This window comes from Streptomyces sp. NPDC015346, from assembly GCF_043078785.1.
In the GTDB taxonomy this organism is placed as follows: Bacteria; Actinomycetota; Actinomycetes; order Streptomycetales; family Streptomycetaceae; genus Streptomyces.
The window spans coordinates 355,449-381,512 of record NZ_JBIBTW010000006.1 but is presented as its reverse complement, the minus strand read 5'-3'; the positions used below and the strand labels follow the sequence as shown (position 1 = coordinate 381,512).

Genomic DNA, 26,064 nt, shown 5'->3' with positions numbered 1-26,064 from the left:
ATCCGGGCGGTGTGGGCGGTGTGGGCGGTGTGGGCGGTGTGGGCGGTGCGAGGGGTCGCGTCAGTCCCGGCCGAGCACCACCGTTCCCGAGGAGCAGAACCAGCCCCCCGTCCCCGAGGCCACCGCCAGCTCCGGAAGGCTCCCGTCGGCCCGCCGCACCTGGAGCCCCGGCGCCTCGCCGCGCAGCTGTCGTACCGCCTCCACCAGCAGGAACAGCCCCCGCATCCCCGGATGGCAGGCCGACAGGCCGCCGCCGTCGGTGTTGACCGGCAGGCGGCCCTTCTCCTCGACGAACGGACCGCCCTCCCCCTTGGCGCAGAAGCCGAGGTCCTCCAGCGTCACGAGCGTCATGTACGTGAAGGCGTCGTAGATCTCCGCGAGGTCGACGTCCTCCGGCCGGACCCCCGCCCGCTCGAAGGCGAGCCGCCCGCTGACCGCCGCCGGGGAGACCGTGAAGTCCTCCCACTCCGACATCGTGGTGTGCGAGACGTGCTCGCCCGTGCCGAGGATCCAGACGGGCGTCTTCGCCGTGTCCGGTACGTACTCCTCGGCCGCCAGCAGCACCGCGCAGCCGCCGTCGCTGCGGATGCAGCAGTGCAGCTTCGTGAAGGGGTCGGCGATCATCGGTCCGTCGAGCACCTCGTCGACGGTGATCGGCTCGCGGAACATCGCCTCGGGGTTGTGCGCGGCGTTCGCCCGCGCCTGGACGGCGACCTCGGCGAGCTGCTCCAGGGTCGTCCCGTAGGTGTGCATATGGCGGCGGGCGGCCATCGCGTACTTGGCGATCAGGGTGTGACCGTAGGGGACCTCGAACTGCAGCGGGCCGCGCGCGCCGAAGGAGAGGTTCGAGGTGCGGCGCCCGGCGCGGATGTCGGCGCGGGCGGTGGAGCCGTAGACGAGCAGGACGGCGTTGGCGTGGCCGGCGGCGATGGCGTCGGCCGCGTGGGCGGCCATCACCTCCCAGGTGGCGCCGCCGACGGCGGTCGAGTCCACCCAGCGGGGTCGCAGCCCCAGGTACTCGGCGACCTCGACCGGGGCGAGGGTGCCGAGCCCCGCCGAGGCGAGACCGTCGATCACCGAGCGGTCGAGCCCGCTGTCCGCGAGGGCGCGGCGGGCGGCCTGGGCGTGCAGAGTGTAGGGAGTGGCCTCGTCGACGCGGCCGCAGTCGGAGAGGGATATGCCGACGACGGCGACGCGGCGCCCGGCGCGGTTCCGTGGAGTGGAGGGCATGAATCTGACGGTACATCAGATCGTGTCCCTCTGCGCCTCTCCCTCGTGGCGTCCGCCCTCTGTGCTTCTGCCCCGCACCGGCCTAACATGACGGGCCGTCAGATACGGAGGGGAGCTCCATGGACGCCGCCTTCACCGCCGAGCAGGACGAGATCCGCCGCACGCTGCGCGAACTGCTCGCCAAGCATTCCGGGCCCGCCGAGGTCCGCGCCGCCGTCGCCACCCCCGAGGGGTACGACACCGACCTGTGGCACCGGATGTCCGGCACGCTCGGACTCGCCGGGCTCGCCCTGCCCGAGGAGTACGGCGGTGTCGGCTGCGGCCCCGCCGAACTGGCCGTCGCCTTCGAGGAGACCGGCCGCGCCCTCGCCCCCTCGCCGCTCCTCGCCACCGCCGTACTCGCCGCCCCGCTGATCGCCGCCCTCGGCAGCGAACGGCAGCGCGCCGCCCTCCTGCCCCGCCTCGCGGCCGGTGACCTGACCTGCGCACTCGCCGTTCCCGGCGGCTCCCTCTCCCTCGCCCTCGGCCTGACCGGGGACAATGCCGACGACTCCTGGGCAGGCGGCGGCCGGGCCGGCGGCGTGCAGGCGCGGACCGTGGACGGGCGCACGCTGCTGTACGGGGAGGCCACACAGGTCCTCGACGGCCACAGCGCCGGGCTGCTCCTGGTCGCCGCGCACGCGGGCGGCTTCGCGCGGAGCCGGACCCTGCTGTTCCTGGTGCGCGGGGACGCGGCAGGCCTGGCGCGCGTACGGCTGCCGACGCTCGACGCGACCCGCACGCAGGCCGCCGTACAGCTGCGGGATGTCGAAGGCGAGCTGCTCGGCGAGGATCCGCCGAACGCGCCGGTCAGCGGGCTGGGCCGGCTGGGCGGGCTCGGGGTGCTCGGCGCGTTGGCCGCGACGGGGCGGACCGCGGCCGTGATGCTCGCCGCCGAGGCGGTCGGCGCGGCCGGGGCGGCGCTGGACCGCACGGTCGCGTACACCGGCACCCGCGAACAGTTCGGTCGGCCCGTCGGCTCCTTCCAGGCGGTCAAGCACCGGCTCGCCGACCTGTACGTCCAGGTGGAGGCGGCGCGCTCGCTGGTGTACTGCGCCGCGCGGGAGGCCGGGCCCGGAGGGCTCGCGCTCGCGGCGGCTTTGGAGGCGCTGCGGACGGTGGCCGGGGAGGCGATCCAGCTGCACGGCGGGATCGGCTTCACCTGGGAGCACGAGGCCCACCTCTACTTCAAACGGGCGACGGCCGACGAGCTGCTCTTCGGGCCCGCGCACCGGCTGCGGGCGCACGCGGCGGCCGGCCTCTTCGGGGAGGTGGCCGCCTGATGGCCGCCGGCCGGGAGCGGATGACCCGTCTCATCCAGAAGGTCTCGTCCACGCGGACGTTCGCGAAGATCGCCCCGCACGTCATTCCGCCGATGGACCGGGCGGTGCACCGGCTGACCCGGGGCAAGGTGCTGCTCAGCGCCCAGATGCTGCCGGGCGTGATCCTCACCGTACGGGGGGCGAGGTCGGGGCTGCCCCGGTCGACACCGCTGGCGTGCATGCCGGAGCCGGGCGGGACCTGGCTCCTGATCGGCTCCAACTTCGGGCGGCAGGGGCATCCCGCCTGGACCGCGAACCTGCTGAAGAACCCGGAGGCGGAGGTGAGTTGGCGCGGCGAGACCATTCCCGTACGGGCGGAGCTGCTGACCGGGCAGGAGCGGGCGGCGGCGTGGCGCGCGGCCCTCGCGTTCTGGCCGCCGTACGCGACGTACCAGGCGCGGGTGGAGCGGGAGATCCGGCTCTTCCGGCTGACGAGACGGTGAACCGGGCGGGGCGGGCCTGGGGGCGGACATGGGAACGCCGGCGGCGGTCTCTCGGGTGGGACCGCCGCCGGCGCGACAGGACGGATGAAGGGCGCGGGTCGGTTACTTCGTCGGCTTCTTGCCCGTGATTCCCAGGTGTACCAACAGGGCGAGATTGGGCTTGAGTTCGGCCTGCTTCACGCCCCAGGTCTGGAAGCCCTTCTGGTGGCCCGCCACCGAGGCGAGCATCGCCACGAGGGAGCCCGCCATGGCGGCCGGGCTGACGTCCTTGTCCACCTTGCCCTTGGCCTGGAGCTCCTTCACCGCCTCGGTAAGGGAGTTGGTGACGGAGTTCAGGATCTTCATGCGGATCTTGTAGAACCGTTTGTCCCCTTCGGCGGCACCGAGGTCCACCACGCGGAGGATCGCGTCGTGCTTGCGCCAGAAGTCCAGGAAGCCCTCGACCAGTTCCTCGGAGGTCTGCCAGCCGGCCTTGCCGACCCAGGAGCGGCCGGAGACCAGTTCGGTCAACCCCGCGCCCTCCTTGGCCATTTCCTCCGCGATCTCGAGAACGGCTCCCTCGACGTCGGGGAAGTACTGATAGAACGTCGCGGGGGAAGTGCCCGCCTTCCGAGCCACGTCGATGACCTTGACGTCCCGGTACGGCGAGGAGCTGAGCATCTCGCTGAGGCAGTCGAGCAGCTTCTGCCGCGTCGCCTGCCCGCGTCGTCCGGCCACGCGGCCGTCGACCGTGCGTACTTGTCCTGTCATGCCGTCAGCTTACCGAGGGGTGATCGGCGCGCGATTCGGCCGACTGCAAATGGGGTGCGAGGGCGCGTACGCCCTCTCCGGAGGGGGCGTACTTGGGGGTGGGAGGCGCCCCTGAGGGCCCGGGCGACACGTCCGTACCCGAATAGGCTTATTAACAGCCTGTGGAAAACTTCGGTGGACAACCCATGGGAATCAAGGCCCGCCGGGGTCCTTTCTCCCCATCTGTTCGCTTTTGGGGTGTGCGGGGGAGGTCCGGCCGCCCTAGCGTGGAGCCATGGCCGCATTCACAGAGGGCACCCCGTGCTGGGTGGAGGCGCAGCTCCCCGATCTCGAAGCGGGGAAGCGGTTCTACGGCGAGCTCTTCGGCTGGACCTTCGACGACGAGCGGGACGAGGCGCTCAGCGACGGCAAGCGGGTCGCCGGACTCCTCCCCAAGCGGGACGGCCGGATGCCCACGACCTGGACCGTCTACCTCGCCACCGAGGACGCCGGCGTCCTCAGCGCGCGGATCAAGGCGGCCGGCGGCCGGATGATCATGGAGCCGTACCCCGTCGGCCGCTTCGGCGTGATGGCGCTCGCCGCCGACCCCGGCGGCGCCGTCTTCGGGCTGCGGCAGGCCGGCGACGACGACGGCTTCGAGAAGACGATGGCCCCCGGGTCCTTCTGCTGGATGGAGGTCTACACGTGGGAACCGGACGCGGTCGACACCTTCTACGCCTCCGTCTTCGGCTATCTGGGGCGCCAGGTGACGGCGGAAGAGGAGGGCAGGGAGAGCGACTTCGACTACCGCGTCTGGTCCCCGCCCGGCTCCCGTCCCGGCGACGAGTCGGCCTTCGGCGGCCGGGCCGTCCTGACCGACGCCTTCCCGGCCGAGATGCCGGGGCACGTCCTCGTCTACTTCGCCGTCTCCGACTGCGACGAGACCTGCGCCACCGCGGTCCGCCTCGGCGGCCGCGTCACCAACCCGCCCTTCGACACCCCGCACGGCCGCATCGCCGTCCTCCACGACAACCAGGGAGCCCGTTTCGCCGTGCTCGCCGAGCCCCGGGACACGCGCGAGGACAAGCCCGCGGACACGCGCGAGGACAAGCCCGCGGACAGGCCCGTGGACACGCGCGAGGACAAGCCCGCGGACAGGCGCGAGGACAAGCCCGCGGACAGGCGGCCCGAGAGCAGACCCGCGGAGACGCCCGCGGGCAGCGAGAAGACCGCTGCCGAGCGGCCCACCGCCGGGGAGCCGGTCACCGACAGCGCCGGCCGGCCCGCGCGGGAACCCGCCGACGAGCCGCTCGCCGCGCCCGGCGATATGAGCTGACACACGCCGATCCGCCCCCGGGTTCGCAACCACCGCCTCGGACAGGAAGAATCAGGGCCACGGGGCCGTATTCTCATGGCCCGTACGGGGAGGTGGCACGCAAGTGGAGCAGCTGACGCAGCACGACCCGAGACGGATCGGGCCCTTCGAGGTGCTGGGCCGGCTCGGTGCAGGCGGTATGGGTCTGGTCTATCTCGCGCGCTCGGCGTCCGGCCGGCGCGTGGCGATCAAGACTGTGCGGACCGAGCTCGCCGAGGACCAGCTGTTCCGTGTCCGTTTCACCCGTGAGGTCGAGGCCGCGCGGGCCGTCTCCGGTTTCTACACGGCCGCCGTCGTCGACGCCGACCCCCGCGCCGCCGTGCCGTGGCTGGCCACCGCCTACGTACCCGCGCCCTCCCTCGAAGAAATAGTGAACGAGTGCGGGCCGCTCCCGGCCCAGGCCGTGCGCTGGCTGGCCGCCGGTGTCGCCGAGGCCCTGCAGTCCATCCACGGCGCGGGCCTGGTCCACCGCGACCTGAAGCCCTCCAACGTCCTCGTCGTCGAGGACGGACCCCGGGTGATCGACTTCGGCATCGCCTCGGGCGTCTCCAACACGCGGCTGACCATGACCAACGTCGCCGTCGGAACGCCCGCCTACATGTCGCCCGAGCAGGCCCGCGACTCGCGCAGCGTCACCGGCGCGTCCGACGTGTTCTCGCTCGGCTCGATGCTGGTCTTCGCCGCCACCGGCCATGCCCCCTTCCACGGCGCCAACCCCGTCGAGACCGTCTTCATGCTGCTCAGAGAGGGTCCGGACCTCGAGGGGCTGCCGGACGAGCTGCGTCCGCTGATCGAGTCCTGTATGCAGATGGACGTCTCGCGCCGCCCCACCCCGGCCGATCTGCAGGCCCAGCTCGCTCCCCACCTCTTCGGCTCGGGCAGCGACGACAGCGGTACGGCCTCGGCCTGGCTGCCGCACAGCGCCACGGCGATGATCGAGCACCGCCGGGGCGGCCGGCCCAGCGCCCCCGCCCCCGTCGCCGCACCTCCCGCACCCCCCGTACCGCCCGCCCCGCCGCGTCCGCCCCGGCAGGCGCCGGAGTGGGGCGGCGGCGGTAGCGACCCTCGCACCGGCCAGGCGGTCGGCGGCGGACGGCACGCCGCGCCCGCCGAGGCCGCCGGTCCGGTACGTCTCGCGGGGGCCGCCGTCCCGATCGGCCCCGGCCCACGGGTGGCCGACACCCGCGCCGCCGTCCGCCCGGGCGCCGACGCGGGACCGGCCACCGGCTGGATCCGCCCGCCCGGCGGCGGCCCGAACGGCGCCGAACCCGGCCCGCCGCCCGGCTCGCGCCCGCTGCCCTCGCCCTCGCCGTCGCCCTCGTCCGCGCCGGCCCCGGAGGCGCAGGCCGCCGCCGAGCCCGGCCACTGGCGGCCCTGGCGCTTCCGGATGTCGAACGACGTCTGGGGCACCCCGGTCGTCGCCGGCGACCTGCTCTACGTCACCTCCTTCGAGGTGCACGCCCTGGACGTGGCCAGCGGCCGCCGCCAGTTCAAGACCCGCGACGTGGCCTGGTCCATGGCCGTCGCCCAGGGCCGTATCCACGCCTCCGACGGCCCCACGCTGTACGCGCTGGACGCCGCCGACGGCCAGGAGCGGTGGCGGCTCTCGGCCGACGCCTGGGTGTACTCCCTCAAGGTCGACCGGGGCACGGTCGTCACCGGCACCCGCGGCGGCGGGGTGCAGGGCTGGGAGGCCTCCAACGGCGCCAAGCTGTGGGAGATCACGGGCGCGCAGACCGACTTCGAGACCCCGGAGGCCGGGCCCGCGATCCACGGCGACACGGTGTACGTGTGGCGGGACGCCAGGCTCCAGGCGTTGGACGCCCGTACGGGTGTCGAGCGCTGGTCGTACCCGGTCGGCGACGCCGCGTCCTGCGGCAACGTCCCGGTCCGGGTCGCCCCGGCGGAGGACGGGTGCGTCTACGTCTCGGCCGGCACGCGGGTGCTGTCGATCGACATCGCGGGCGGCCACGTCCGCTGGCACTTCGAGGCGCCCGCCGTCTTCCTCTCCCCGCCGGCCTTCGCCCCCGGCCCGGCGGTGACCGGCGGCGGGGTCTACCTCGCCGACTACCTCGGCACGGTGTACGCGCTGGACGCGACCACCGGCCAGGACCGCTGGCGGATCGCGACCGAGTCCCGCCAGTCGATCGAGCCGGTCCTTGTCGTCGACGGCAATGTGCACGTGGGCAGCGGCAGCGCGCTCTACACGCTGGACGCGGTCACCGGCACGCCGAAGTGGCGGTTCGCGGCGGGCGGCGAGCTGATCGGCAGCCCGGTCGTCGCCGACGGCCGGGTGCACTTCGGTTCGGCGGACCACGTCCTCTACACGCTGGACGCGACGGGCGGTCAGCTGCGCTGGAAGCTCGCCACCGGCGGCGAGATCACCGGCTCTCCGGTGGCGCGGGGCGGGGTCGTGTACGCGTGCAGCAAGGACCGGTGCGTGTACGCGCTGGACGCGGTGAAGGGGACGGCGACGGGACGGAGCGCGGGCCACAGGGCATGAGCCACAGGGCGTCAGCCTCGACTCAGGGTCGCTGCTGCTGCGGCGGCGGTTCGTCCGGGTGCGGACCGCGGCCGTCGTGGCCGTAGCCGTCCCGGCCGTAGTCGTCGCGCCCGTGTCCGCCCTGTCCGCCGTAGCCGTGTTGGCCGCCGTGGGCCGGGTCCTGCTGGTTCCAGCGGGGCTGGTCCATCGTCCGTGTGGGTGAATCCGCCTCATGCGGATAGGCGGGGCCCGCGCCCTGGCCGTATCCCTGCTCGTAGCCCTGCTCGTACGGCGGCGGCTGGTGCCGGTGGTGATCGTCGAGCCGGGTGGCGTGGGCGCGGCGGCGGCCGGACATGACCGCTGCGGCGAGGAGCAGCAGGACCCCGCCCCCGAGCGCGATCCCGACCCCGGAGCCCAGACCCGTACCGTCCGAGCCGACCGTCAGACCGCCCTCGGCCTGCCCGACGCGGACCATCCACAGGACGGTGAAGCCGATCACGATCACTCCGGCGACGGTCACCAGGATCCGGGAGCGGAGCACCAGGCCGACGAGGGTGACCAGGGCCGCGACGGCGAAGGGCAGCAGCATCGAGACGAAGACACCGGACTCGGCGTCGGTGATACCGCCGAACAGGTCACCGATGCGGTAGTCGCTGCCGTGACGGCCGCCGTACCAGGCACGGAAGGGGCTCCAGACGGCGGCCGCCGCTCCGGCGATGGCCAAGACCGATGCGATGACGTTACGGACCATGGATCGGCCCTCCTTCGGTCCGGCTCACGCTCCCGACGCTACGCCCGGTGAGGGAGCCCCGCCACGCGACGCTAGGGTGGCGCGGACACGACAGAAAAGGTGTGCGATGGCAACGGGGACGGCGCGCCGCAGGGGCCTCAGGCTCGCGGCGACGCTCACAGTGGTGGTGCTGGCGCTGACGGGGTTCGAGACGGGCAAGGGCAGCTCGGGCGGGAGCGGCGGCAAGGGCGGCAGCAAGAGCGGCGGCAAGAGCCGCAGCAGCGGCGGCGGCGGTGACAGCGGCGGCGGCTGCTCCAGCTCCGAGAAGAAGAACGACGACTACGGCGACTACGACGGCGCGAACAGCGGCAGCACCTACACGGCCTCACCCACCCCCACCCCCACCCCCACCGCGTCCGCCACCTCGACCGTGGACGTGGTGGTCGTCGACTGTGTCGAGCCCGCGCGGAAGAAGCGCAAGGGCAGGCCCGCCCGTAAGGCGGACACCACCGCCACCCTGCGGATCACCTCACGGGAGACCTTCACCGAGACCTTCGAGGTCACCGTGGAGTTCGAGGGCTCCGCGGGGTCCAAGGTCGACTCCGCGCAGAAGGTGGTCACCGTCGAGCCGGGCGAGACGAAGACCTTCGAGGTCGCGATGAAGACCCCGAAGGCCGTCGCCAAGGTGAAGAACTGCTCGGTCGACGAGGTACGCGCGCGGTAGAGCTCGAACAGACCGCGGCCGCCTCACCGCAGCCGGAAGCCACCGGACCCACCGGATTCGCGGGATCCGTTCTCCCTCCGGGTGAACAGCTCCGCCTGCCGCTCGGCCGGCAGGTTCCCGAGTGCGACGAGGTGGGGTGCGTGGGCGAGGGCCTGGGCGCGGGCGACCTCCTTGGCCGACCAGAGGGCGCGGACGGTGCCCTGGACCGCCTCCGTCGGGTACGTGGCGATGACGGCGGCCGCCCGGCGTGCGGCGTCCAGCGCCCCGCCGGTCGCCGTCAGCTCGGACACGAGCCCCGTCTCGTACGCCCGCCGGGCCGAGATCCGCTCGGCCGTCCCCATCAGAGCCATCCGCGCGACCTCCCCGAACGGCATCCGCTGCGCCATGTGGACGGTCTCGAAGGCGCTGACCATGCCGTAGGTGGTGTGCGGGTCGAAGAAGGTGGCGCCCTCGCCCGCGACGAGGAACTCCGCCTCCCCGAGCAGGTAGAACGCCCCGCCGCAGGCCATGCCCTCCACGGCGGCGACGACCGGTTTCCACAGGTCGTTCGCCTTGGGGCCGATGGCGAGCAGTGGATCGTCGATCGTGTACGGGGAGGAGGGCTGGGGGGCCTCGCCGGCGGCGGCGCGGTCGATGCCGGTGCAGAAGGCCCGCTGCCCGGCGCCGGTGACGACGACGGCCCGTATCTCGTCCTCGTACCGCAACCCCCGCCATGCAGCCGTCAGTCGCTCGGCCATCTCCAGGGTGATCGCGTTGTGTTTCGCGGCCCGGTCGAGGGTGACGACGGCGACGCCGGACTCCTTGTCCCGCTCCACCCGGACGCTCATCCGCGCTCCAGCAGCCAGCGCGGCACGGTGACGCCGTCGATCTCGGTGAACGCGACCTTCACCGCGGCGCCGATCCGCAGCCGTGCCGGGTCGACCGAGTCGAGCGGCGCGTCGGGGGAGGCGACCACGTTGCCGACGAGACGGATGCGGGGAGCGTCGGCGAGTTCGACGAGGACGGCGTTGTACGGGGCGTGGGCGGCGTAGTCGGGCAGGAGCGGCGGATGGGGCACGACGTACGACCAGATCCGGCCGCGGCCGGACATCCGGCGCCACTCGCTGTCGAAGGACCGGCAGTGCGGGCAGCAGGGCCGGGGCGGGAAGCGGAGCTCCCCGCAGGCGGCGCAGGCCTGGACGCGGAGTTCGCCCCGGGCGGCGTACTCCCAGAAGGGCGCGCCGTCCTCGTCGACCACGGGTGTCAGCATCTCAACTCCTCAGCAGAACGGCCGATGTGGGGACGCCTTCGCCGGCCGTGACCAGGCAGGTGGCGGCGTCGGGCACCTGGGCGGTGGAGGTGCCGCGGAGCTGCTTCACGCCCTCGGTGATGAGGTTGAAGCCGTGGACGTAGGCCTCGGAGAGTCCGCCGCCGCCGGTGTTGAGGGGCAGCCGTCCGCCGATCTCCAGGGCGCCGCCCTCGGTGAACGCGGCCCCCTCTCCCCGTCCGCAGAAGCCGTAGCCCTCCAGGGAGAGCGGGATGAGCGGGGTGAACGCGTCGTAGATCTGGGCGACGTCGACGTCGCCAGGCCCGAAGTCGGCCTGTTTCCAGAGCTGTCGGGCGGCGGTCCAGGCGGGCCCGCTGAGGGGGTCGTCGTTCCAGTAGTTGACCATTCCGTGGTGCTGGGCGGGCAGGCCCTGCGCGGTGGAGTGGACGTACACGGGCCTTTGCCTGCAGTCCCGCGCCCGCTCGGCGCTCACGACGACGCAGGCGAGCGCCCCGTCCGTCTCCAGGCAGTTGTCGAAGAGGCAGAGGGGTTCGCTGATCCAGCGGGCGGTCATGTACATCTCGCGGGTCAGCGGCCGCTCGTACATCATCGCCGCCGGGTTCTGGTTGGCGCGGTTGCGGCAGGCGAGGGCGACGTTGAAGAGGTGGTCGCGGGTGGCGCCGTACTCGTGCATGTAGCGGCGGGCGAGCATGCCGATCTCGTCGGCGGGCCGCAGGAGGCCGAAGGGCCGGGTCCACTGTCCGGGGGTGGGGAGCTGGACCTGGGTGTTCTTCCAGGGGCGCGGCCCGGAGCCCCGCTTCCGCGACCTCCACGCGACGCCGACGCTCGCCTGTCCGGTGGCGACGGCGGCGGCGAGATGGCCGACGGTCGCGCACGAGCCGCCGCCGCCGAAGCCGACCTTGCTGAAGAAGGTGACGTCGCCCGCGCCGATGGCCTTGGCTATCTCGACCTCGTCGGTCTCCTCCATCGTGTACGAGGCGAAGGCGTCGACCTCGTCGGGTGCGATGCCGGCGTCGTCGAGGGCGGCGAGGATCGCCCGGCAGGCGAGGGTCTTCTCGGACTCGGGGAGCTGTTTGGCGAACGGCGTCTGCCCGATTCCGACGATGGCGGTGGCGTCCTTGAGCACTGCAACCTCCCCGATCGCAAGCTCGCTGCGAGCTGCTGACAGCGCGTCAGGCTACAGCTAATCTGACGAACAGTCAGCTAAGGGGAGTGGTGGAGATGACGCGCGGCGACCTGGAGTGGGGCTCGATCCCGGGGCTTGTACGGGCGGCGGCCGAACGGTACGGGAGCGCTGAGGCCGTCGTCGAGGGCCGTACCCGCGTCTCGTACGAGGAGTTGGGCGAGCGCGTCGAACGCGCGGCGGCGGCGTGCATGGCGTCCGGGGTCCGGCCGGGCGACCGGGTCGCGATCTGGGCGCCGAACACCCTGGACTGGATCGCCTCGGCGCTCGGCGCGGTGACGGCCGGGGCGGTCCTCGTCCCCCTGAACACCCGCTTCAAGGGCACGGAGGCGGCCTACGTCCTGCGGCGCTGCCGGGCCAGGCTGCTCTTCGTGACGGGCACGTTCCTCGGCACCTCGTACGTCGCCTCCCTGCGCCGCTCCGGGGTCGAACTCCCGCACCTGGAACGGGTGGTGGTGCTCGGCGACGCCGCGCCGGAGGAGTGGACGACCTGGAAGTCCTTCCTGGCGGAGGGCGACGAGGTGACGTCGGCGGAGGTACGGCGGCGGGCCGGCGCGATCGCCCCCGACTCCCCCTCGGACATCATCTACACCTCCGGCACGACGGGCCGGCCCAAGGGGGCGGTGATCACCCACGCCCAGACCCTGCGCTGCTACGAGGTGTGGAGCGACCTCGCGGGGCTGCGGGAGGGCGACCGCTACCTCATCGTGAACCCGTTCTTCCACACCTTCGGCTACAAGGCCGGGATCATCGCCTGCCTGATGCGGGGCGCGGTGATGATCCCGCAGCCCGTCTTCAACGTGGAGACCGTCCTCGCGAACGTCGCCGCCGAACGCGTCTCGGTCCTCCCTGGCCCGCCGACCCTCCACCAGTCGCTCCTCGACCACCCCGCCCGCTCCTCGTACGACCTCTCCGCACTCCGCCTCGTGGTGACCGGGGCGGCGGTCGTCCCGCTCCGGCTGGTGGAGCGGCTGCGCGGCGAGCTCGGCGTCGGCACGGTCCTCACGGCGTACGGCCTCTCCGAGGCGAGCGGCATCGTCACCATGTGCCGCCGCGGCGACCCGGCGGAGGTCGTCGCGACCACCTCGGGCCGCCCGATCCCCGACACGGAACTCCGCCTCTCGGACGCGGGCGAGGTCCTGGTCCGGGGCCACCACGTGATGCGCGGCTACTTCGAGGACGAGGCGGCCACCGCCGAGGCGATCGACCCGGACGGCTGGCTCCACACGGGCGACGTGGGCGTCCTGGACGCGGACGGCAACCTGCGGATCACGGACCGGATCAAGGACATGTTCATCGTCGGCGGCTTCAACGCCTACCCCGCGGAGATCGAGCAACTCCTGGGCCTCCACCCCGACATAGCCGACGTGGCGGTCATCGGCATCCCGGACCCGAGGCTGGGCGAGGTGGGAAAGGCCTTCGCGGTGCGCCGGCCGGGGGCGCGGGTGACGGGCGACGACCTGATCGCGTGGGCGCGGAGGGAGATGGCGAACTACAAGGTCCCGAGGGAGGTCGAGTTCGTGACGGAGCTGCCGCGGAACGCGAGCGGGAAGGTGGTGAAGGGGGTGCTGCGGGGCGGGGTGGGGTGAGGTCACCCTTCGGGGTGATGCGGGCCACTTCCGCCATCGGTATGGTCGTGGGTATGGCAACGAAGAAGTACACGGTCACCCTGCCGGAGGAGCTGGCGGAGGAGATCCGCAAGGAGGTCGGCCCGGGCGGCTTCAGCGCGTACGTCACGCATGCCATACGGCGACAGCGGGAGCAGGACCGGCTGGGGGAGCTCGCCGAATGGATGCTGGAGCCGGGAGGCCCGCTCACCGAGGAGGAGCTCGCGGCGGCCGAGGCGGAGCGCCGTGAGATCGAGCGCTGGCACGAGGAGCGCGAAGAGCGGGAGCGAGCGGAAGCCGAGGCTGCTGCGGAGCGGAGGGCTGACGCCGCGTGAGCGAGACCTGCTACGTACTGGACAGTGAGGGCCTCTCGCGGGCCGCGCAGCGCGACCGGGCGATGGCCCGCCGTGTCGTGCAGGCCCATCAGTTGGGCATCCGCGTCGTGACCAGCTCCATGACCTTGGTCGAGGCGTACCACGACAAGATCCCGTATGCCGCCTGGAGGTGGACCCTTTCCCGCATCGTGGTGGAGCCGGTCACCCAGGACGTCGCGGAAGCGGCCATCACCCTCCTGAAGGGCGCCGGCCTGCACGGCCACAAGTACGCCATCGACGCGGCGCTCGCCGTGATCGCGGGGCGCCAGCGGGGCCGCGTCACCGTCTTCACCTCGGACGAGGACGACATGCGTCAGCTGTGCGCACCGGCGGTGCGGGTCCAGGCCGTCTGACCGGGGGACGCGGGAAGGAGGGGCGGGGCCGCAACCAAGTGGCCCCGTCCTGGCGTCATGAGGCGTAGCCCTCGGCAAGGCCGCTCCGTGGGGGCCAGACAGTCTGCGTCCGTCGCACGCTCACCTCCTGGAGGAAGCCGGTGTCGTCGCAAGAAGTCCTCATATCCCTCACCCCGCAACAGGCCGCGACAGGCGTGGTGTTGACCGTCACCCTGCCGACCGGCCCCGCCCACATCCGCATCCCGCCGAGCAGGGACGGCGACCTCGTCCGGGCCCGCCTGGGCGACGGCGAAGTGCTCCTGCGGGTCCGGGTCACCGGGCAGAACCCGCCTCCGGCGGCGCGGAAGTCCGGTGGTCTGGGCTGCCTGGTGACGCTCGGAGTCGTCGGCGCCGTGATAGCCGCCCTCGTCCTCACGAACGACAGCGACGACGACAGCGGCAGCGCCGCCACCACTCCCACCGTCACCTCGTCGCCGACCGCCACGCCGAGCTCGTCGTACGACGACCCGTTCGACACCCCGACCACCGCCGCCCCGACGACGGAGCCGCCGCCCGATCCGTACACGGCGGGCACCTGCCTCAACGGAACGCTGCCGGACTCGACGACCGCGCAGCGCGTCAACGACGTCGAAGAGGTCTCCTGCTCGGCGTCGGACGCCCACTACCGCGTGATCCAGACGATCCCGCTGACCTCGGACCTCGACCGCTGCCGGTCCAATCCGAAGACGCAGTACGCCTTCTCCTACCGCTACACGATCAACGGCGCGACGATCAACGAGTACGTGTACTGCCTGGTGGGGCTCGGCTCGTACGCGCGCTGAGCCGCAGCAGCACGATGCCGTGTTCCGCGTGTGACGGCTACTTCGCCGGGGCCGTGGGGTCGATCGGGAGACGGCCCGTGTCGATCACCAACTCGCCGAGGGGCGTGGCGAGCGTGGCGACCTCGCCGTACGGGACCGTGCGCTTCTGGGCGTACGCGCCGGCTGAGGGTTCCCACAGGAACGTGGCCGTCGCCTTGTACGGGTCGAAGATCAGGTACACGGGGATGGCGGCCTTGGCGTACACCTCGACCTTGGTCACGTAGTCGTTGCGGATGCTGCCGGGCGAGACGACCTCGATCGCCAGCTCGGTCAGTTCGTGCGGGTACTTCGAAAGGTTTTTGGCGCGCTCGACGGCCGGAATGACGGCCAGGTCCGGGGCGGGCTCCGAGATCGTCTCGTCCATGTCGTTCTTGACGTCCTCGACGAGCGCCCAGTCAGGTCCGATCTGGTCCCGCAGCATGACGCGCAGTTCGAAGATCGTGTCCCCGTGGAACGGGCGCACGGGGCTCATCACGATGCTGCCCTCCAGGATCTCGATCTTGTAGCCGTCAAGCTGGCCGGAGAGCTTCTCGACCGTGGCCCGCAGCATGTCCATATCGACCGTCATGCCTGCCTCCCGTGTCACCGTCATGATGGCACGGGGCCGTGAGGGACGGCACGGCACTCGGCGATCAGAAGCGCGTCCCGCAGGGCGTCGGTGAGGTGCCTGGCCAGTGTGTGCAGCTCGTCCGCATTGGCTGCCGGATCGCTCAAGGTGCCGTGGGCGCGCTCCAGGACCTGGCGGGCGAGGCCGATCTGGACGGTTTCGATCTGATCGGCGAGGCGGGAGAGCCGGCCGGTGCCGTCGCCGATGAGGTAGCAGGGCTTGCCGTCCGGGCCGCTCCAGGGGAGCAGCCGCGGGGAGCGGATCGGGTTCATGTGGTCTCCAGGGGATGAATGACGCGGGTGTCCAGGTCGAAGCCGTAGACGGCGGCGAGCAGGGTGACTCGGCGCTGTAGCCGGACTGCTTCCTCCCGCTCGTACGCATGGAGGTATGGGCGTACGAGGGCGGTGGTTGCGCCGTCGATGGGCGCGTACCAGGCGCGGACGGTCGGGGCGGGGCGGAGGCGGGCTTGCGGTTGAGGTGGCTCCGGACCGATCGGGCCGACCCGGTGGCGGCCGGTGGGGGTCAGGAGCGAACGGGCTCGGGCGCAGAGCTGAGCGACGAACGTACGCATCTCATTCACTCCTGCCGTGAGGCGAGTTGCTGGTATGGATCTCCGCCCAGACGGCCGGGCCTTCGAGCGTGAGGTCATGGCCGAAGCGGTCGCCGTCCGCGAGGGCAAGCAGCAGGGTCAGGCGTTGAGTCTCCGAGAGCTGCTCCGACAGCGGCACGCTGACGCGAATGAGTCCGGGAACCTCCGACACAAGCGGTTCGTGATGGGTGATGACCTTCAGGCGTGCCGCGAGCGCGATGGCAAGTGCTTTGGGCGTGGGCACAGGACCCCCTGTGATGGGCTGCCTACGGAGCGAAGTGCTACTCCAGTAGATTTCACCTAATGCAGTAGCTTGTCAATCCCGAGCTGTCCGAACCTTGCACTGCCTGCCCCGGAGCTGGGGTGAACGGAGAGTCGACCATGCCCCGTGAGGCGCCCTACCTCGATGTCGCAGACGCGCTGCGTGCGCGAATCGCCGCTGGTGAGTGGGTGGTTGGCGAGCGTCTGCCCTCTCGCGCACGGTTGGCCGAGGAGTACGGCGTCGGACGGAACGTCACTCAGCGCGCCATGGACCGGCTGATTGCGGAGGGGCTCCTGGAGGGGCGTGCCGGATCCGGTACGTACGTGCGGAAGCCCCGGGATCGTCGCCGGATGGTCCGCTCGCGCCATCGTGAGCGCCGCGGTGGCTCGCCCTTCCGGGCGGACATGCGTGAGAACGGCCGCACCGGTACCTGGGAAGCCCGCAGCGAGGCCCGCACGCCTGCCCCGTCGGAGATCGCGGAGCGGTTGGCCATCGAGCTCGGCGAGCTGTGTGTCGTTACGCGATACGAGTTTCTGGCGGACGGTCAGCCGGTACAGCTGTCCCAGTCGTGGGAACCAATGGCGATCACCGGAGACACGCCGATCGTCCTCCCGGAGATGGGACCGCTCGCCGGTATGGGTGTCGTGGAGCGTATGCGCTCCATCGGCGTACGGGTGGAAACGGCGGTTGAGATTCCGCGCCCTGCTCGCGCCACACAGGAACAGGCGAACCTGCTCGGCATCAGCCTTGGTGACCTGGTGCTGCTGATCGAGCGCACGTACTACGACGGCGGGGGGCGACCTGTGGAGACGGCGGACATCGTCGTACCCGATGTGCGTTGGGAGGTTGCCTACGAGTTCGGCGTCGAGCGCGGGTAGGGCTCAGTCGGGTGGTCAAGGATTCCTGTTCGGAACGGTGGTGTGGCGTGGCACAGCCCGAGTATCAGCGGATCGCCGCTGACCTGCGGCGTCGTATCTCCTCCGGAGAGTTCGGGCCCGGCGAACGGTTGCCCATCCTCCCTGCGCTGTGCGAGGAGTACGGCGTCTCGGAGGTCACCGTCCGGAACGCGTTGGGCCTGCTGCGCAACGAGGGCGTGATCGAAAGCCGCGCACGCGCCGGTACCCGAGTGCGCCCGCGCCCGCCGATCCATCGGATGGCGGCGGATCGCTATCGCGCCGCTCCGGGGGCGAAGTCCACGCCGTTCACGCGGGATCAGGGGATCGGCTGGTCCGAGTACCGCCTCGACAAGCGCTTCGAGAAGGTTCAGGCGGACACGGAACTTGCGGCGTTGTTCGAGTGCGAGACGGGTGAGCGGCTGCTCGCGCGGCACTTTGTCTTCTACGACAACGAGGTGCCGACGCAGACAAGCGTCAGTTACGTGCGGTGGAGTGACGTTGCCGGAACCCCGGTCGCCGACCCCATCCACGAGCCGTGGCCGGGCGGGACCCGGGCCCAACTGGCCAGTCTCGGGATCACGGTCGCCCGGGTCACCGAGTCCTTCACGTGCGGGATGCCGAGCGAGGAGGAGGCGGCTGCGCTGCGCATCGGATCCGGTGTGCCGGTGCTGCGCTACACGCGGCGGCACATTGCCGATTCGGGGCGCGTGGTGGAGGTGGCGCATCCGATCGTGCGGCGAGGCGATACGACGGTTGTCGACTTCGTGATCGACCTTGACGCCTCGTAAGAGCAATCCCGGCGTACGTGGTGTGGCTGCTCCGAGCGGATCACGCGAAAGGATCCACCGGGGGAGCATGCGTGAGGCGCCTGGACCGGAGTGTGGTCCAGGCGCCTCACGATGCCGACTGTCAGGTGGCGTGCTGGTCCGCCAGGGTCGGGGTCGCGGTGCCGGCCGCGGCGGCCGCCGCGTTTGGCTTGTATCTTCCTCGCTCCATAAGACGGAGAGGCCGGGCAGCTCAACCCGGCCTCTCCGTCTTGCGTCCGATCGCTGCGCGCCGTGCCCTGCCCGCCGGATCCCCCGAGACCCGTCGGGCGTCCCCCGTGCTCCCGCGCCCGCGCCGGACGTTCAGGCTGCGGCGGCTCCCCCGAAGTCGCCGCCGCAGCCGTCCCCCCGTATGAGCCGGCCCCGTGTCCCCCGTGTCCCCGTGGGCCGGCTCGGCTCGTTACTTGATCGGCTCGCTCGTCGCGTGGGAGTCGAGCGGCTTGATCGGCTCGCTCGTGGCATGCGAGTCGAGGGTGGTGATGTCGCCGCCGGTCGCGTGGGAGTCGAGCGGCTTGATCGGCTCGCCGGTGGCGTGTGAGTCCAGGGTGGTGATGTCCTCGCCCGTGGCGTGGGAGTCGGCGGGCTTGAGGTTGTCGGCCATGGAGTCAGCTCCTGAATTCATTGGGCACAGTGGGACTGAGACGTCCGCCCGGCAATTCCCCCGTGGACAGCCGGGCGGACGTTCAGGGCCGATCACCTTAACGGTGAGGCCTCGTGGCGATCCGTCTGCCCCCCGACGCGGCGGATCGACACGTACGAGAATGCCGTACGGCGATAAACGATTGATGAACGCCCAGTCCGGGTCAGGCAACCGCCGCCGGGTGGAGCAGCATCCTGACGTGGTCCGCCTCGGGTGAGCCGAGGCTCTCGAACGACGCGAGCGCCTCGCTCCAGCACACCCGCGCACGGTCGGTCTGCCCCAGCGCGGCGAGCCCGCGACCCAGAACCGTCAGGACGTTGGCGCGCCGCCACTCCCCGCCGATGCCGTGCAGCACGGACAGCGCCTGCTCGGCGTTGGCCGCGGCGGCGGCGTGCCGCCGGTCGGCGATGTGTACCTCGGCGAGCCGGAACAGGGTCATCCCGTGCCACAACTGCTGCCGGCTCTCCTGGAAGGCGGTGAGCGCCTCCGTGAGGACCGCACGGGCCTGGGTGGTCTGCCCGGACGCGGTCAGGGCGAGCCCAAGGGCGTACTTGCCGTTGGCGAGACGCAGGGCGAGGCCGCTGTCGGCGTCCTCGTAGATGGCGATGCCCTGCTTGGCGAGTTCCACGGCGCTCGCGACCCGTCCCGTGGCCAGGTGCACGCGCGACAGGTTGCACAGCGCGCTCGCCTCCCCGGGCTTGTTCGCGTCGGCGCGGAAGGCGTCCAGTGCCTGCGAGAGGTGGGCCTCGGCGTCCACGTGACGGTTCTCGTACAGGGCGAGGATCCCCCGCTCGTTGGGTGCGTTCGCGCGGGTCCACGGATCCCCGGAAGCGCGGCCGAGCTCCGCGGCGCGGCGGGCCTCCTCATCGGCCTCCTCGAAGCGACCGGCGGTGCTGTACACCTGCGTCAGCGTGGTGCGTGCGCGGCCCTCCGAGCGGGCGTCGCCGAACGCGCGGGCCGCGTCCCGTGCGGCCACGGCCGCCATTTCGTACCGGAGGGCGTTGATGCCCGACTCGGCGAGGTCTTTCGTCGCCATCAGGAGGTCGACGGCCCGGCGCAGGCACGGCCGGGCAAGGGACTGCTGGACGCAGGCCAGTACGCAGTCCGCCTCCGCGTGGAGCCAGTCGAGGGCTTCGGCGTGGTCCGTGAACTCCAGCCCGGCGTGGTGCGTGGCCTCCAGATGGGCGACGGTCCGGTCGCCCGGCCTTTCGATCGCGTACACCCTTGCCGCCGTCGACAGGTAGAAGTCGAGCAGCCGGGACAGCGCCCGCTCCCGCTCCGACGGCGGCTGTTCGTCGCGGTCCGCGCACGCACGCGCGTAGAGGCGGACCAGGTCGTGGTAGCGGTAGCGGCCCGGGGCCGCGGATTCCAGGAGGGAGGTGTCGACGAGGGCTTCGAGCAGGTCCTCGGTGTCGTGGAGTGGCAGGTCGAGGACGGCCGCCGCCGCCGGCAGTGAGATGTCCGGGCCGTCCGCGAGTCCCAGGAGGCGGAAGGCGCGGGCCTGGGCCGGCTCCAGCTGGCCGTAGCCGAGTTCGAAGGTGGCCTTGACCGCCAGGTCGCCCGCTTGGAGCTCGTCCAGGCGGCGGCGCTCGTCGGCGAGCTTCGCCGCCAGGACCGCGACCGTCCAGGTGCGACGGGCCGCAAGCCGGGACGCGGCGATACGGATCGCGAGCGGCAGGAACCCGCACGCGGCGACCACGTCCAGGGCCGCCTCCCGCTCGGCCGAGACCCGCTCCACGCCCACGATGCGGGTGAAGAGCTGCAGCGCCTCCTCCGGGGACATCACGTCCAGGTCCACCAGGTGCGCGCCCGCCAGGTCCACCATCCGGATCCGGCTGGTCACCAGGGCCGCGCAGCCGGCCGTGCCCGGCAGCAGCGGACGGATCTGGGCCGCGTCCCGGGCGTTGTCCAGGAGCACCAGGATCCGGCGGCCGTCGAGCGTCGAGCGGTACAGCGCGGCCCGCTCGTCCAGCGAGTCGGGGATCGCCGAGTCCGGGGTGCCCAGGGCGCGCAGGAACGCGCCGAGGACCGTCTCCGGCGCCGCCGCCCGGGAGCCCGCGCCCTGGAGGTCGACGTACAGCTGCCCGTCCGGGAAGTGCGGCCGGGCCTCGTGGGCCACGTGCACGGCCAGCGTCGTCTTGCCGACGCCGCCGATGCCCGCCAGCGCCGAGACGGCCATCACGGAACCCTCGGCGGTGACGAGCCGGTCGCCCAGCTCCCGTACGAACGCGGCCCGGCCGGTGAAGTCGGGAACGGTGGCCGGGAGTTGGGCCGGGCGGGAGACGGCGGGTGCGGGCGCCGACTCCTCGACCGGGCGGGCCAGTTCGGCGTCCGCCCGCAGGATCCGCTGCTGGAGCCGGGACAGTTCCGGGTTCGGGTCGACACCCAGCTCGTCGGCGAGGAGCCGGCGCGTGTCCGCGTACACGGCGAGCGCCTCCGCCTGCCGTCCGGACCGGTACAGGGCGAGCATCAGCAGTTCCCGGAGGCGTTCGCGCAGGGGGTGGGCCGCGGTCAGCGCCGTCAGCTCCGAGACGGCCTCCGCGTGCGCGCCGGCCTCCAGGTCCATGTCGAGCCGCGTCTCGACCAGCTGGAGCCGCCACTCCTCCAGGCGGGTCCGCTGCGTCTCGGCGTACGGCCCCGGTACGGACGCCAGCGCCTCGCCGTCCCACAGCCCGAGCGCCTTGTTGATCCGCGCCCGGGCCCCGCGGCGGTCCCCGCCCGCCCGCAGCTTCTCGGCCTCGGCGGCCAGCTCCTGGGCGACGGCCAGGTCCAGGGCGTCCCGGCGGGGCCGGATGGCATAGCCGCCGGACTCGCTGACCAGGACCCCGGACGGCAGGATCTTGCGCAGCCGCGAGGCGTAGGTCCGTACCGCCGCGAGCGCCTGCGAGGGCGGCTCCTCGCCCCAGATGGCGTCGATCAGCTCGGAGGCGGTCGCCGTGCGCCCGTCACGCAGCAGGAGCGCGGCGAGCAGCGCCCGCTGCTGCGGCGACCCGGACGGCAGGGCTTCGCCGCCGCGCCAGGCGCGCACCGGGCCGAGCACACCGAAGCGCAGGTCCTGACCGCCATCGCCGGGACCTGTCGACGGGGCTCGCTGCCCCGGAACTCGCGGGCCGTTCTCACGGTCCATAGCTCCCCCTGCCGTACCGCTGGTTTCGCCCAAGACAGTCTGCCTTGTCCGGAGGGGGCGCGTCAGCATCGGGTCACTGTCTGCACAAGGTCTGCCACAGGTTCCGGACGCCAGCTAGCTGACGGGTCGTCAGATCGGCGCTACGGTGAAACGCATGGAGACCTTCCCGAAGATCATCTCGGTGGACGACCACACCGTGGAGCCCCCGCACGTCTGGCGGGACCGGCTCCCGTCCCGCTACCGGGACACCGGCCCCCGGATCGTCCGCGCCCCCCTGAAGGAAATGACCTTCCTGGGAGGGAAGTTCGCGCCCGTCATGGGGGCCAAGGGGGACGACGGGCCGATCGGCGACTGGTGGGTCTACGAGGACCTGCACCGGCCGCTCACCCGGCTCGACACCGCCGTCGGCTACGACAGGGACGAGATCAAGCTCGAGGTCATCACCTACGAGCAGATGCGGCCCGGCTCGTACTCCGTCCCCGACCGTCTCGCCGACATGGACGTCAACCACGTCCAGTCCGCGCTCTGCTTCCCCACCTTTCCCCGCTTCTGCGGTCAGACCTTCACCGAGGCGAGCGACCGCGAGCTGGGGCTTCTCGGGATCCGCGCCTACAACGACTGGATGGTGGAGGAGTGGTGCGGGCCCGAGGCGCGCGGCCGGCTCATACCGCTCACCCTGATTCCGCTGTGGGACGCGGAGCTGGCCGCCGCCGAGGTCCGCCGCAACGCCGACCGGGGGGTGCGCGCCGTCGCCTTCTCCGAGATCCCGCCGCACCTCGGGCTCCCCTCGATCCACACCGACCACTGGGACCCCTTCCTGCGGGCCTGTGACGAGACCGGCACCGTGATCGCGATGCACATCGGATCCTCCAGCCGGATGCCCTCCACCTCCGCCGACGCCCCGCCCGCGGTCGGCTCCACCATCACCTTCGCCAACTGCTGCTTCTCGATGGTCGACTGGCTCATGAGCGGCAAGTTCGAGCGCTTCCCGAACCTGAAGATCATGTACGCCGAAGGCCAGATCGGCTGGATCCCGTACATCCTGGAACGCGCCGACGTGGTCTGGGAGGAGAACCGCGGCTGGGGCGGCGTCGCCGAGAAGGTCCTGCGGCCGCCCTCCGAGCTCTTCGCGGGCCATGTGTACGGGTGTTTCTTCGACGACGCCTTCGGGCTCAGAAACCTCGACGCGATCGGGGTCGGCAACGTCCTGTACGAGACCGACTACCCCCACTCCGACTCCACCTGGCCCAAGTCCCGCGAGGTCGGCGAGGCCCAGATGGGGCACCTCGCCCCGGATGTCGTCGAGCGGATCGTGCGCGGCAACGCGATCGAGCTGCTGGGCCTCACCGCCGACGGCCTGTGGCGTCCGTAGCCCGTAGTCCGTAGTCCGTAGTAAGGAGGAGGGACCCCATGGTCGTCTACGGGATGCAGCTGCCCGTCCAGTCCCAGAGCACCCTCTACGCCGAGCCCTGGGAGGCCGCCGCGGGCCCCGCCGATCTCGTCGAGATCGCCAGGACCGCCGACCGGACCGGCTTCGACTACGTCGCCTGCTGCGACCACGTCGCCATCCCGCGCCGCCTCGCCGGGCCGATGAGCACCGTCTGGTACGACCCGGTCGCCACCCTCTCCTTCCTCGCCGCCGTCACCGAGCGCGTCCGGCTCCTGTCGCACGTCGCCGTCGTCGGTCTTCGCCACCCCCTCGTCACGGCCAAGGCGTACGCCACCCTCGACCATCTCTCCGGCGGCCGTCTGGTGCTCGGGGTCGGCGCGGGGCACGTACGGGAGGAGTTCGAGGCGGTCGGGGCCGACTTCGACGCGCGCGGCCCGGTCCTCGACGAGACGATCGACGCGCTCCGGGCGGCCCTCGGGCCCGAGGAGTATCCGGAGTTCGCCGGCGAGCGCTTCGCGTTCGAGGGGCTCGGTCAGCGGCCCCGGCCCGCCCAGGAGCGGGTGCCGGTCTGGGTCGGCGGCTCCTCACCCGCCGCCGTGCGCAGGGCCGCGCTCAAGGGCGACGGCTGGCTGCCCCAGGGGGATCCCCGGGACAGGCTCCCGGCACAGATCGCCCGGCTGCACCGGATCCGGGCGGAGGCGGGGATCGCCCGTCCGCTCACCGTCGGGGCGATCGCGGAGGCGCTCTACGTCGGCGAGGCCGACTGGGACGTCGGGCGCCGGACGCTGACCGGGAAGCCCGAGGCGCTGGCCGAGTCGCTGCGCGCGTACGAGGAGATGGGCGTGCACCAGATCCAGGTCCGGTTCCGCTCCCGGAGCCGTACCGAACTCACCGACCAGATGGCGGCGTTCGCGGCGGAGGTCGCCCCCCACCTCTAGAGAAGGGGACACGGACATGGGCAAGCTGGACGGGCGCGTCGTCGTCATCACGGGCGCGGCGCGCGGGCAGGGCGAGCAGGAGGCGCGGCTCTTCGCCGCCGAGGGGGCCAAGGTCGTCCTCGCGGACGTGCTGGACGACCTCGGCGAGGCGCTGGCCAAGGAGCTCGGGGAGGAACGGGCCGCGTACGTCCGTCTCGACGTGACGAAGGAGGCGGACTGGGCGGGCGCCGTCGCCGTCGCCAAGGAGCGGTTCGGCCGGATCGACGGGCTGGTGAACAACGCCGGCATCCTCCGCTTCAACGAGCTGGTCTCCACCCCCTTGGAGGAGTTCCAGGCGATCGTCTCGGTCAACCAGGTCGGCTGCTTCCTGGGGATACGGACGGTCGCGCCGGAGATCGAGGCGGCCGGCGGCGGGACGATCGTCAACACCGCCTCGTACACCGGCCTGACGGGCATGGCGGGCGTCGGCGCCTACGCCGCCACCAAGCACGCAGTCCTCGGCCTGACCCGGGTCGCGGCCATCGAGCTCGCGGCGAGGGGAATCCGGGTGAACGCCGTCTGCCCGGGCGCGATCGACACCCCGATGAGCAACCCGGAGGGGGTGGACCCGGCGGCGACGGCCGAGCTGTACCAGAGGCTCGTGCCGCTGGGCCGGATCGGGAGGCCGGAGGAGGTGGCGGCGCTCGCGCTCTTCCTGACCGGGGACGACTCCGCGTACATCACCGGACAGCCGTTCGTCATCGACGGCGGCTGGCTCGCGGGCGTGAGCCTCTTCTGACGGTTCGTCTGACGGTTCATCAGGTATTGACGCACCTGTCGTGCGGTGCGAGAGTCGGGCACATCAAGAATCTGACGGTACGTCAGAAACAACGAGGACGGTGAACCCCCAGTGGAATTCGGGATCTTCGTACAGGGATACGTCGGCAAGCGCGCCGAGACCGATCCCGAGGCCGAGCACAAGGCTCTGATGGAGGAGACCGAGTACGTCATCCAGGCGGACGCCTCCGGGTTCAAGTACGCCTGGGCCTCCGAGCACCACTTCCTGGAGGAGTACTCGCACCTCTCGGCGAACGACGTCTACCTCGGATACCTCGCCCACGCCACCGAGCGGATCCACCTCGGCTCCGGCATCTTCAACCCGCTCGCCCCGGTGAACCACCCGGTCAAGGTCGCCGAGAAGGTCGCCATGCTCGACCACCTCTCCGGCGGACGCTTCGAGTTCGGCTCCGGCCGGGGCGCCGGCTCCCACGAGATCCTCGGGTTCATGCCGGGCATCACCGACATGAACCACACCAAGGAGATCTGGGAGGAGACGATCGCCGAGTTCCCCAAGATGTGGCTCCAGGACGAGTACGCCGGCTTCCAGGGCAAGCACTGGTCGCTGCCGCCCCGCAAGGTCCTGCCCAAGCCGTACGGCAAGTCCCACCCGGCCATGTGGTACGCCGCCGGGTCGCCGTCCTCGTACGCCATGGCGGGCAAGAAGGGGCTCGGTGTCCTCGGCTTCAGCGTGCAGAAGGTCTCCGACATGGAGTGGGTCGTCGAGTCGTACAAGACGGCGATCAAGGAGGCCAGGGCGGTCGGCGACTTCGTCAACGACAACGTCATGGTGACGTCCACGGCGATCTGCGCCGAGACCCACGAGAAGGCGGTCGAGATAGCCGTCGGCGGCGGACTCAACTACCTCCAGTCGCTCCTCTTCCGCTACCACGACACCTTCCCCCGGCCCGAGGGCGTCCCGGAGTGGCCCGAGCTGCTCCCGGAGTACAGCGCCGAGATCATCGAACTCCTCATCGCCGAGGAGCTGATGATCTGCGGCGACCCGGAGGAGGTCACCCGCCAGTGCAAGCGCTGGGAGCAGGCGGGCGCGGACCAGCTCTCCTTCGGGCTGCCGATCGGGATCTCGTACGAGGACACGATGAACACGATCAGGCTGATCGGCGAGCACGTGATCCCGAAGATCGACACGGACCCGGTCCACCGCACCACCCGCTTCCGCCAGGCGGCGGGTTCCTGACGGGGGCGGTGTCTTCCCGTACCGGGGCGATGTCTTCCTGACCGGGGCGGTGTCTTCCC

27 protein-coding genes are annotated in these 26,064 nt (G+C 71.8%); 15 read left to right on the top strand and 12 right to left on the bottom strand.

Features of this window, described 5'->3' with window-relative positions:
• Window positions 1-60 precede the first annotated feature (60 nt).
• On the bottom strand, window positions 61-1,230 hold the full coding sequence (locus tag ACF06X_RS24015; RefSeq protein ID WP_392289339.1) for an acetyl-CoA acetyltransferase: 1,170 nt from the start codon (window positions 1,228-1,230) through the stop codon (window positions 61-63).
• A 119-nt stretch (window positions 1,231-1,349) separates the two neighbouring features.
• Between ACF06X_RS24015 and ACF06X_RS24010 the strand changes: the two genes are divergently transcribed.
• Window positions 1,350-2,552, top strand: a complete 1,203-nt coding sequence (locus ACF06X_RS24010) for an acyl-CoA dehydrogenase family protein (RefSeq protein ID WP_392289338.1) — start codon at window positions 1,350-1,352, stop codon at window positions 2,550-2,552.
• Window positions 2,552-3,034 (top strand): nitroreductase family deazaflavin-dependent oxidoreductase, encoded by a 483-nt coding sequence (locus ACF06X_RS24005; RefSeq protein WP_392289337.1) that lies wholly within the window; start codon window positions 2,552-2,554, stop codon window positions 3,032-3,034. The genes ACF06X_RS24010 and ACF06X_RS24005 overlap by 1 nt, the downstream gene beginning before the upstream one ends.
• Window positions 3,035-3,136: 102 nt before the next feature.
• Here the strand turns inward: ACF06X_RS24005 and ACF06X_RS24000 are convergent, their stop codons facing one another.
• Window positions 3,137-3,784 carry a TetR family transcriptional regulator gene (locus ACF06X_RS24000; protein WP_392289336.1) on the bottom strand — a complete coding sequence of 216 codons (648 nt, stop codon included), beginning with the start codon at window positions 3,782-3,784 and terminating at the stop codon, window positions 3,137-3,139.
• Window positions 3,785-4,058: 274 nt separating this feature from the next.
• Here ACF06X_RS24000 and ACF06X_RS23995 point away from each other — a divergent pair, with 274 nt between their 5' ends.
• Both ACF06X_RS23995 and ACF06X_RS23990 read left to right on the top strand, forming a co-directional pair.
• Entirely contained in the window at window positions 4,059-5,099 is a 1,041-nt protein-coding gene (locus ACF06X_RS23995; protein WP_392289335.1) for a VOC family protein, read from the top strand.
• 103 nt (window positions 5,100-5,202) lie between these two features.
• The gene (locus ACF06X_RS23990) at window positions 5,203-7,641 is read left to right on the top strand and encodes a PQQ-binding-like beta-propeller repeat protein (protein ID WP_392289334.1); all 2,439 of its coding nucleotides are present in this window, start codon (window positions 5,203-5,205) and stop codon (window positions 7,639-7,641) included.
• 22 nt (window positions 7,642-7,663) lie between these two features.
• On the opposite strand, the gene ACF06X_RS23985 is transcribed toward ACF06X_RS23990, so the two are convergent.
• On the bottom strand, window positions 7,664-8,371 hold the full coding sequence (locus tag ACF06X_RS23985; protein ID WP_392289333.1) for a hypothetical protein: 708 nt from the start codon (window positions 8,369-8,371) through the stop codon (window positions 7,664-7,666).
• Window positions 8,372-8,477: 106 nt separating this feature from the next.
• Between ACF06X_RS23985 and ACF06X_RS23980 the strand changes: the two genes are divergently transcribed.
• Window positions 8,478-9,074, top strand: a complete 597-nt coding sequence (locus ACF06X_RS23980; RefSeq protein ID WP_392289332.1) for a hypothetical protein — start codon at window positions 8,478-8,480, stop codon at window positions 9,072-9,074.
• A 23-nt stretch (window positions 9,075-9,097) separates the two neighbouring features.
• Here ACF06X_RS23980 and ACF06X_RS23975 read toward each other — a convergent pair whose 3' ends face one another.
• From ACF06X_RS23975 to ACF06X_RS23965, 3 genes are read right to left on the bottom strand one after another with little or no spacing between them, the layout of a single operon-like run.
• Entirely contained in the window at window positions 9,098-9,901 is an 804-nt protein-coding gene (locus tag ACF06X_RS23975; RefSeq protein ID WP_392289331.1) for an enoyl-CoA hydratase/isomerase family protein, read from the bottom strand.
• A complete protein-coding gene (locus ACF06X_RS23970; RefSeq protein WP_392289330.1) occupies window positions 9,898-10,323 on the bottom strand; it encodes a Zn-ribbon domain-containing OB-fold protein in 426 nt (141 codons plus the stop codon). Before ACF06X_RS23970 ends, ACF06X_RS23975 begins: the two co-directional genes overlap by 4 nt.
• A gap of 1 nt (window position 10,324) precedes the next feature.
• The gene (locus ACF06X_RS23965) at window positions 10,325-11,467 is read right to left on the bottom strand and encodes a lipid-transfer protein (protein WP_392289329.1); all 1,143 of its coding nucleotides are present in this window, start codon (window positions 11,465-11,467) and stop codon (window positions 10,325-10,327) included.
• A 95-nt stretch (window positions 11,468-11,562) separates the two neighbouring features.
• Between ACF06X_RS23965 and ACF06X_RS23960 the strand changes: the two genes are divergently transcribed.
• The 4 genes from ACF06X_RS23960 to ACF06X_RS23945 all read left to right on the top strand — a co-directional run bounded on the left by ACF06X_RS23960 (window position 11,563) and on the right by ACF06X_RS23945 (window position 14,679).
• The gene (locus tag ACF06X_RS23960; RefSeq protein WP_392289328.1) at window positions 11,563-13,113 is read left to right on the top strand and encodes a FadD3 family acyl-CoA ligase; all 1,551 of its coding nucleotides are present in this window, start codon (window positions 11,563-11,565) and stop codon (window positions 13,111-13,113) included.
• A gap of 53 nt (window positions 13,114-13,166) precedes the next feature.
• Window positions 13,167-13,466: a ribbon-helix-helix domain-containing protein gene (locus ACF06X_RS23955; protein ID WP_392289327.1), complete on the top strand. Its 300-nt coding sequence runs from the start codon at window positions 13,167-13,169 to the stop codon at window positions 13,464-13,466.
• Window positions 13,463-13,858, top strand: a complete 396-nt coding sequence (locus ACF06X_RS23950) for a hypothetical protein (RefSeq protein ID WP_392289326.1) — start codon at window positions 13,463-13,465, stop codon at window positions 13,856-13,858. Before ACF06X_RS23955 ends, ACF06X_RS23950 begins: the two co-directional genes overlap by 4 nt.
• Window positions 13,859-13,998: 140 nt before the next feature.
• Window positions 13,999-14,679 carry a hypothetical protein gene (locus tag ACF06X_RS23945; protein ID WP_392289325.1) on the top strand — a complete coding sequence of 227 codons (681 nt, stop codon included), beginning with the start codon at window positions 13,999-14,001 and terminating at the stop codon, window positions 14,677-14,679.
• Between the two features lie 37 nt (window positions 14,680-14,716).
• Here ACF06X_RS23945 and ACF06X_RS23940 read toward each other — a convergent pair whose 3' ends face one another.
• Genes ACF06X_RS23940 through ACF06X_RS23925 form a run of 4 tightly spaced genes read right to left on the bottom strand, consistent with a single transcriptional unit; the run spans window position 14,717 to window position 16,158 of the window.
• Window positions 14,717-15,286, bottom strand: a complete 570-nt coding sequence (locus ACF06X_RS23940) for a Uma2 family endonuclease (protein ID WP_392289324.1) — start codon at window positions 15,284-15,286, stop codon at window positions 14,717-14,719.
• Between the two features lie 20 nt (window positions 15,287-15,306).
• Window positions 15,307-15,597, bottom strand: coding sequence for a hypothetical protein (locus tag ACF06X_RS23935; protein ID WP_392289323.1), 291 nt, complete (start codon window positions 15,595-15,597; stop codon window positions 15,307-15,309).
• The gene (locus ACF06X_RS23930; RefSeq protein ID WP_392289322.1) at window positions 15,594-15,896 is read right to left on the bottom strand and encodes a hypothetical protein; all 303 of its coding nucleotides are present in this window, start codon (window positions 15,894-15,896) and stop codon (window positions 15,594-15,596) included. The genes ACF06X_RS23935 and ACF06X_RS23930 overlap by 4 nt, the downstream gene beginning before the upstream one ends.
• Before the next feature lies 1 nt (window position 15,897).
• Window positions 15,898-16,158, bottom strand: a complete 261-nt coding sequence (locus tag ACF06X_RS23925) for a hypothetical protein (RefSeq protein ID WP_392289321.1) — start codon at window positions 16,156-16,158, stop codon at window positions 15,898-15,900.
• Between the two features lie 137 nt (window positions 16,159-16,295).
• Between ACF06X_RS23925 and ACF06X_RS23920 the strand changes: the two genes are divergently transcribed.
• Together ACF06X_RS23920 and ACF06X_RS23915 are read left to right on the top strand one after the other, a co-directional pair.
• The gene (locus tag ACF06X_RS23920; RefSeq protein ID WP_392289320.1) at window positions 16,296-17,054 is read left to right on the top strand and encodes a GntR family transcriptional regulator; all 759 of its coding nucleotides are present in this window, start codon (window positions 16,296-16,298) and stop codon (window positions 17,052-17,054) included.
• A 47-nt stretch (window positions 17,055-17,101) separates the two neighbouring features.
• A complete protein-coding gene (locus tag ACF06X_RS23915; RefSeq protein WP_392289319.1) occupies window positions 17,102-17,860 on the top strand; it encodes a GntR family transcriptional regulator in 759 nt (252 codons plus the stop codon).
• A 436-nt stretch (window positions 17,861-18,296) separates the two neighbouring features.
• On the opposite strand, the gene ACF06X_RS23910 is transcribed toward ACF06X_RS23915, so the two are convergent.
• Window positions 18,297-18,497: a hypothetical protein gene (locus ACF06X_RS23910; RefSeq protein WP_392289318.1), complete on the bottom strand. Its 201-nt coding sequence runs from the start codon at window positions 18,495-18,497 to the stop codon at window positions 18,297-18,299.
• A gap of 202 nt (window positions 18,498-18,699) precedes the next feature.
• The gene (locus ACF06X_RS23905) at window positions 18,700-21,663 is read right to left on the bottom strand and encodes a BTAD domain-containing putative transcriptional regulator (RefSeq protein WP_392289317.1); all 2,964 of its coding nucleotides are present in this window, start codon (window positions 21,661-21,663) and stop codon (window positions 18,700-18,702) included.
• A 154-nt stretch (window positions 21,664-21,817) separates the two neighbouring features.
• On the opposite strand from ACF06X_RS23905, the gene ACF06X_RS23900 reads away from it, so the two are divergent.
• The 4 genes from ACF06X_RS23900 (at window position 21,818) to ACF06X_RS23885 (ending at window position 26,005) form a co-directional block, all read left to right on the top strand.
• Window positions 21,818-23,035, top strand: a complete 1,218-nt coding sequence (locus ACF06X_RS23900; protein ID WP_392289316.1) for an amidohydrolase family protein — start codon at window positions 21,818-21,820, stop codon at window positions 23,033-23,035.
• Window positions 23,036-23,073: 38 nt separating this feature from the next.
• A complete protein-coding gene (locus ACF06X_RS23895) occupies window positions 23,074-23,991 on the top strand; it encodes an LLM class F420-dependent oxidoreductase (protein WP_392289315.1) in 918 nt (305 codons plus the stop codon).
• A gap of 16 nt (window positions 23,992-24,007) precedes the next feature.
• Window positions 24,008-24,769 carry an SDR family NAD(P)-dependent oxidoreductase gene (locus tag ACF06X_RS23890; protein WP_392289314.1) on the top strand — a complete coding sequence of 254 codons (762 nt, stop codon included), beginning with the start codon at window positions 24,008-24,010 and terminating at the stop codon, window positions 24,767-24,769.
• A 111-nt stretch (window positions 24,770-24,880) separates the two neighbouring features.
• Window positions 24,881-26,005 carry an LLM class flavin-dependent oxidoreductase gene (locus tag ACF06X_RS23885; RefSeq protein ID WP_392289313.1) on the top strand — a complete coding sequence of 375 codons (1,125 nt, stop codon included), beginning with the start codon at window positions 24,881-24,883 and terminating at the stop codon, window positions 26,003-26,005.
• The last annotated feature ends 59 nt before the right edge of the window (window positions 26,006-26,064 follow it).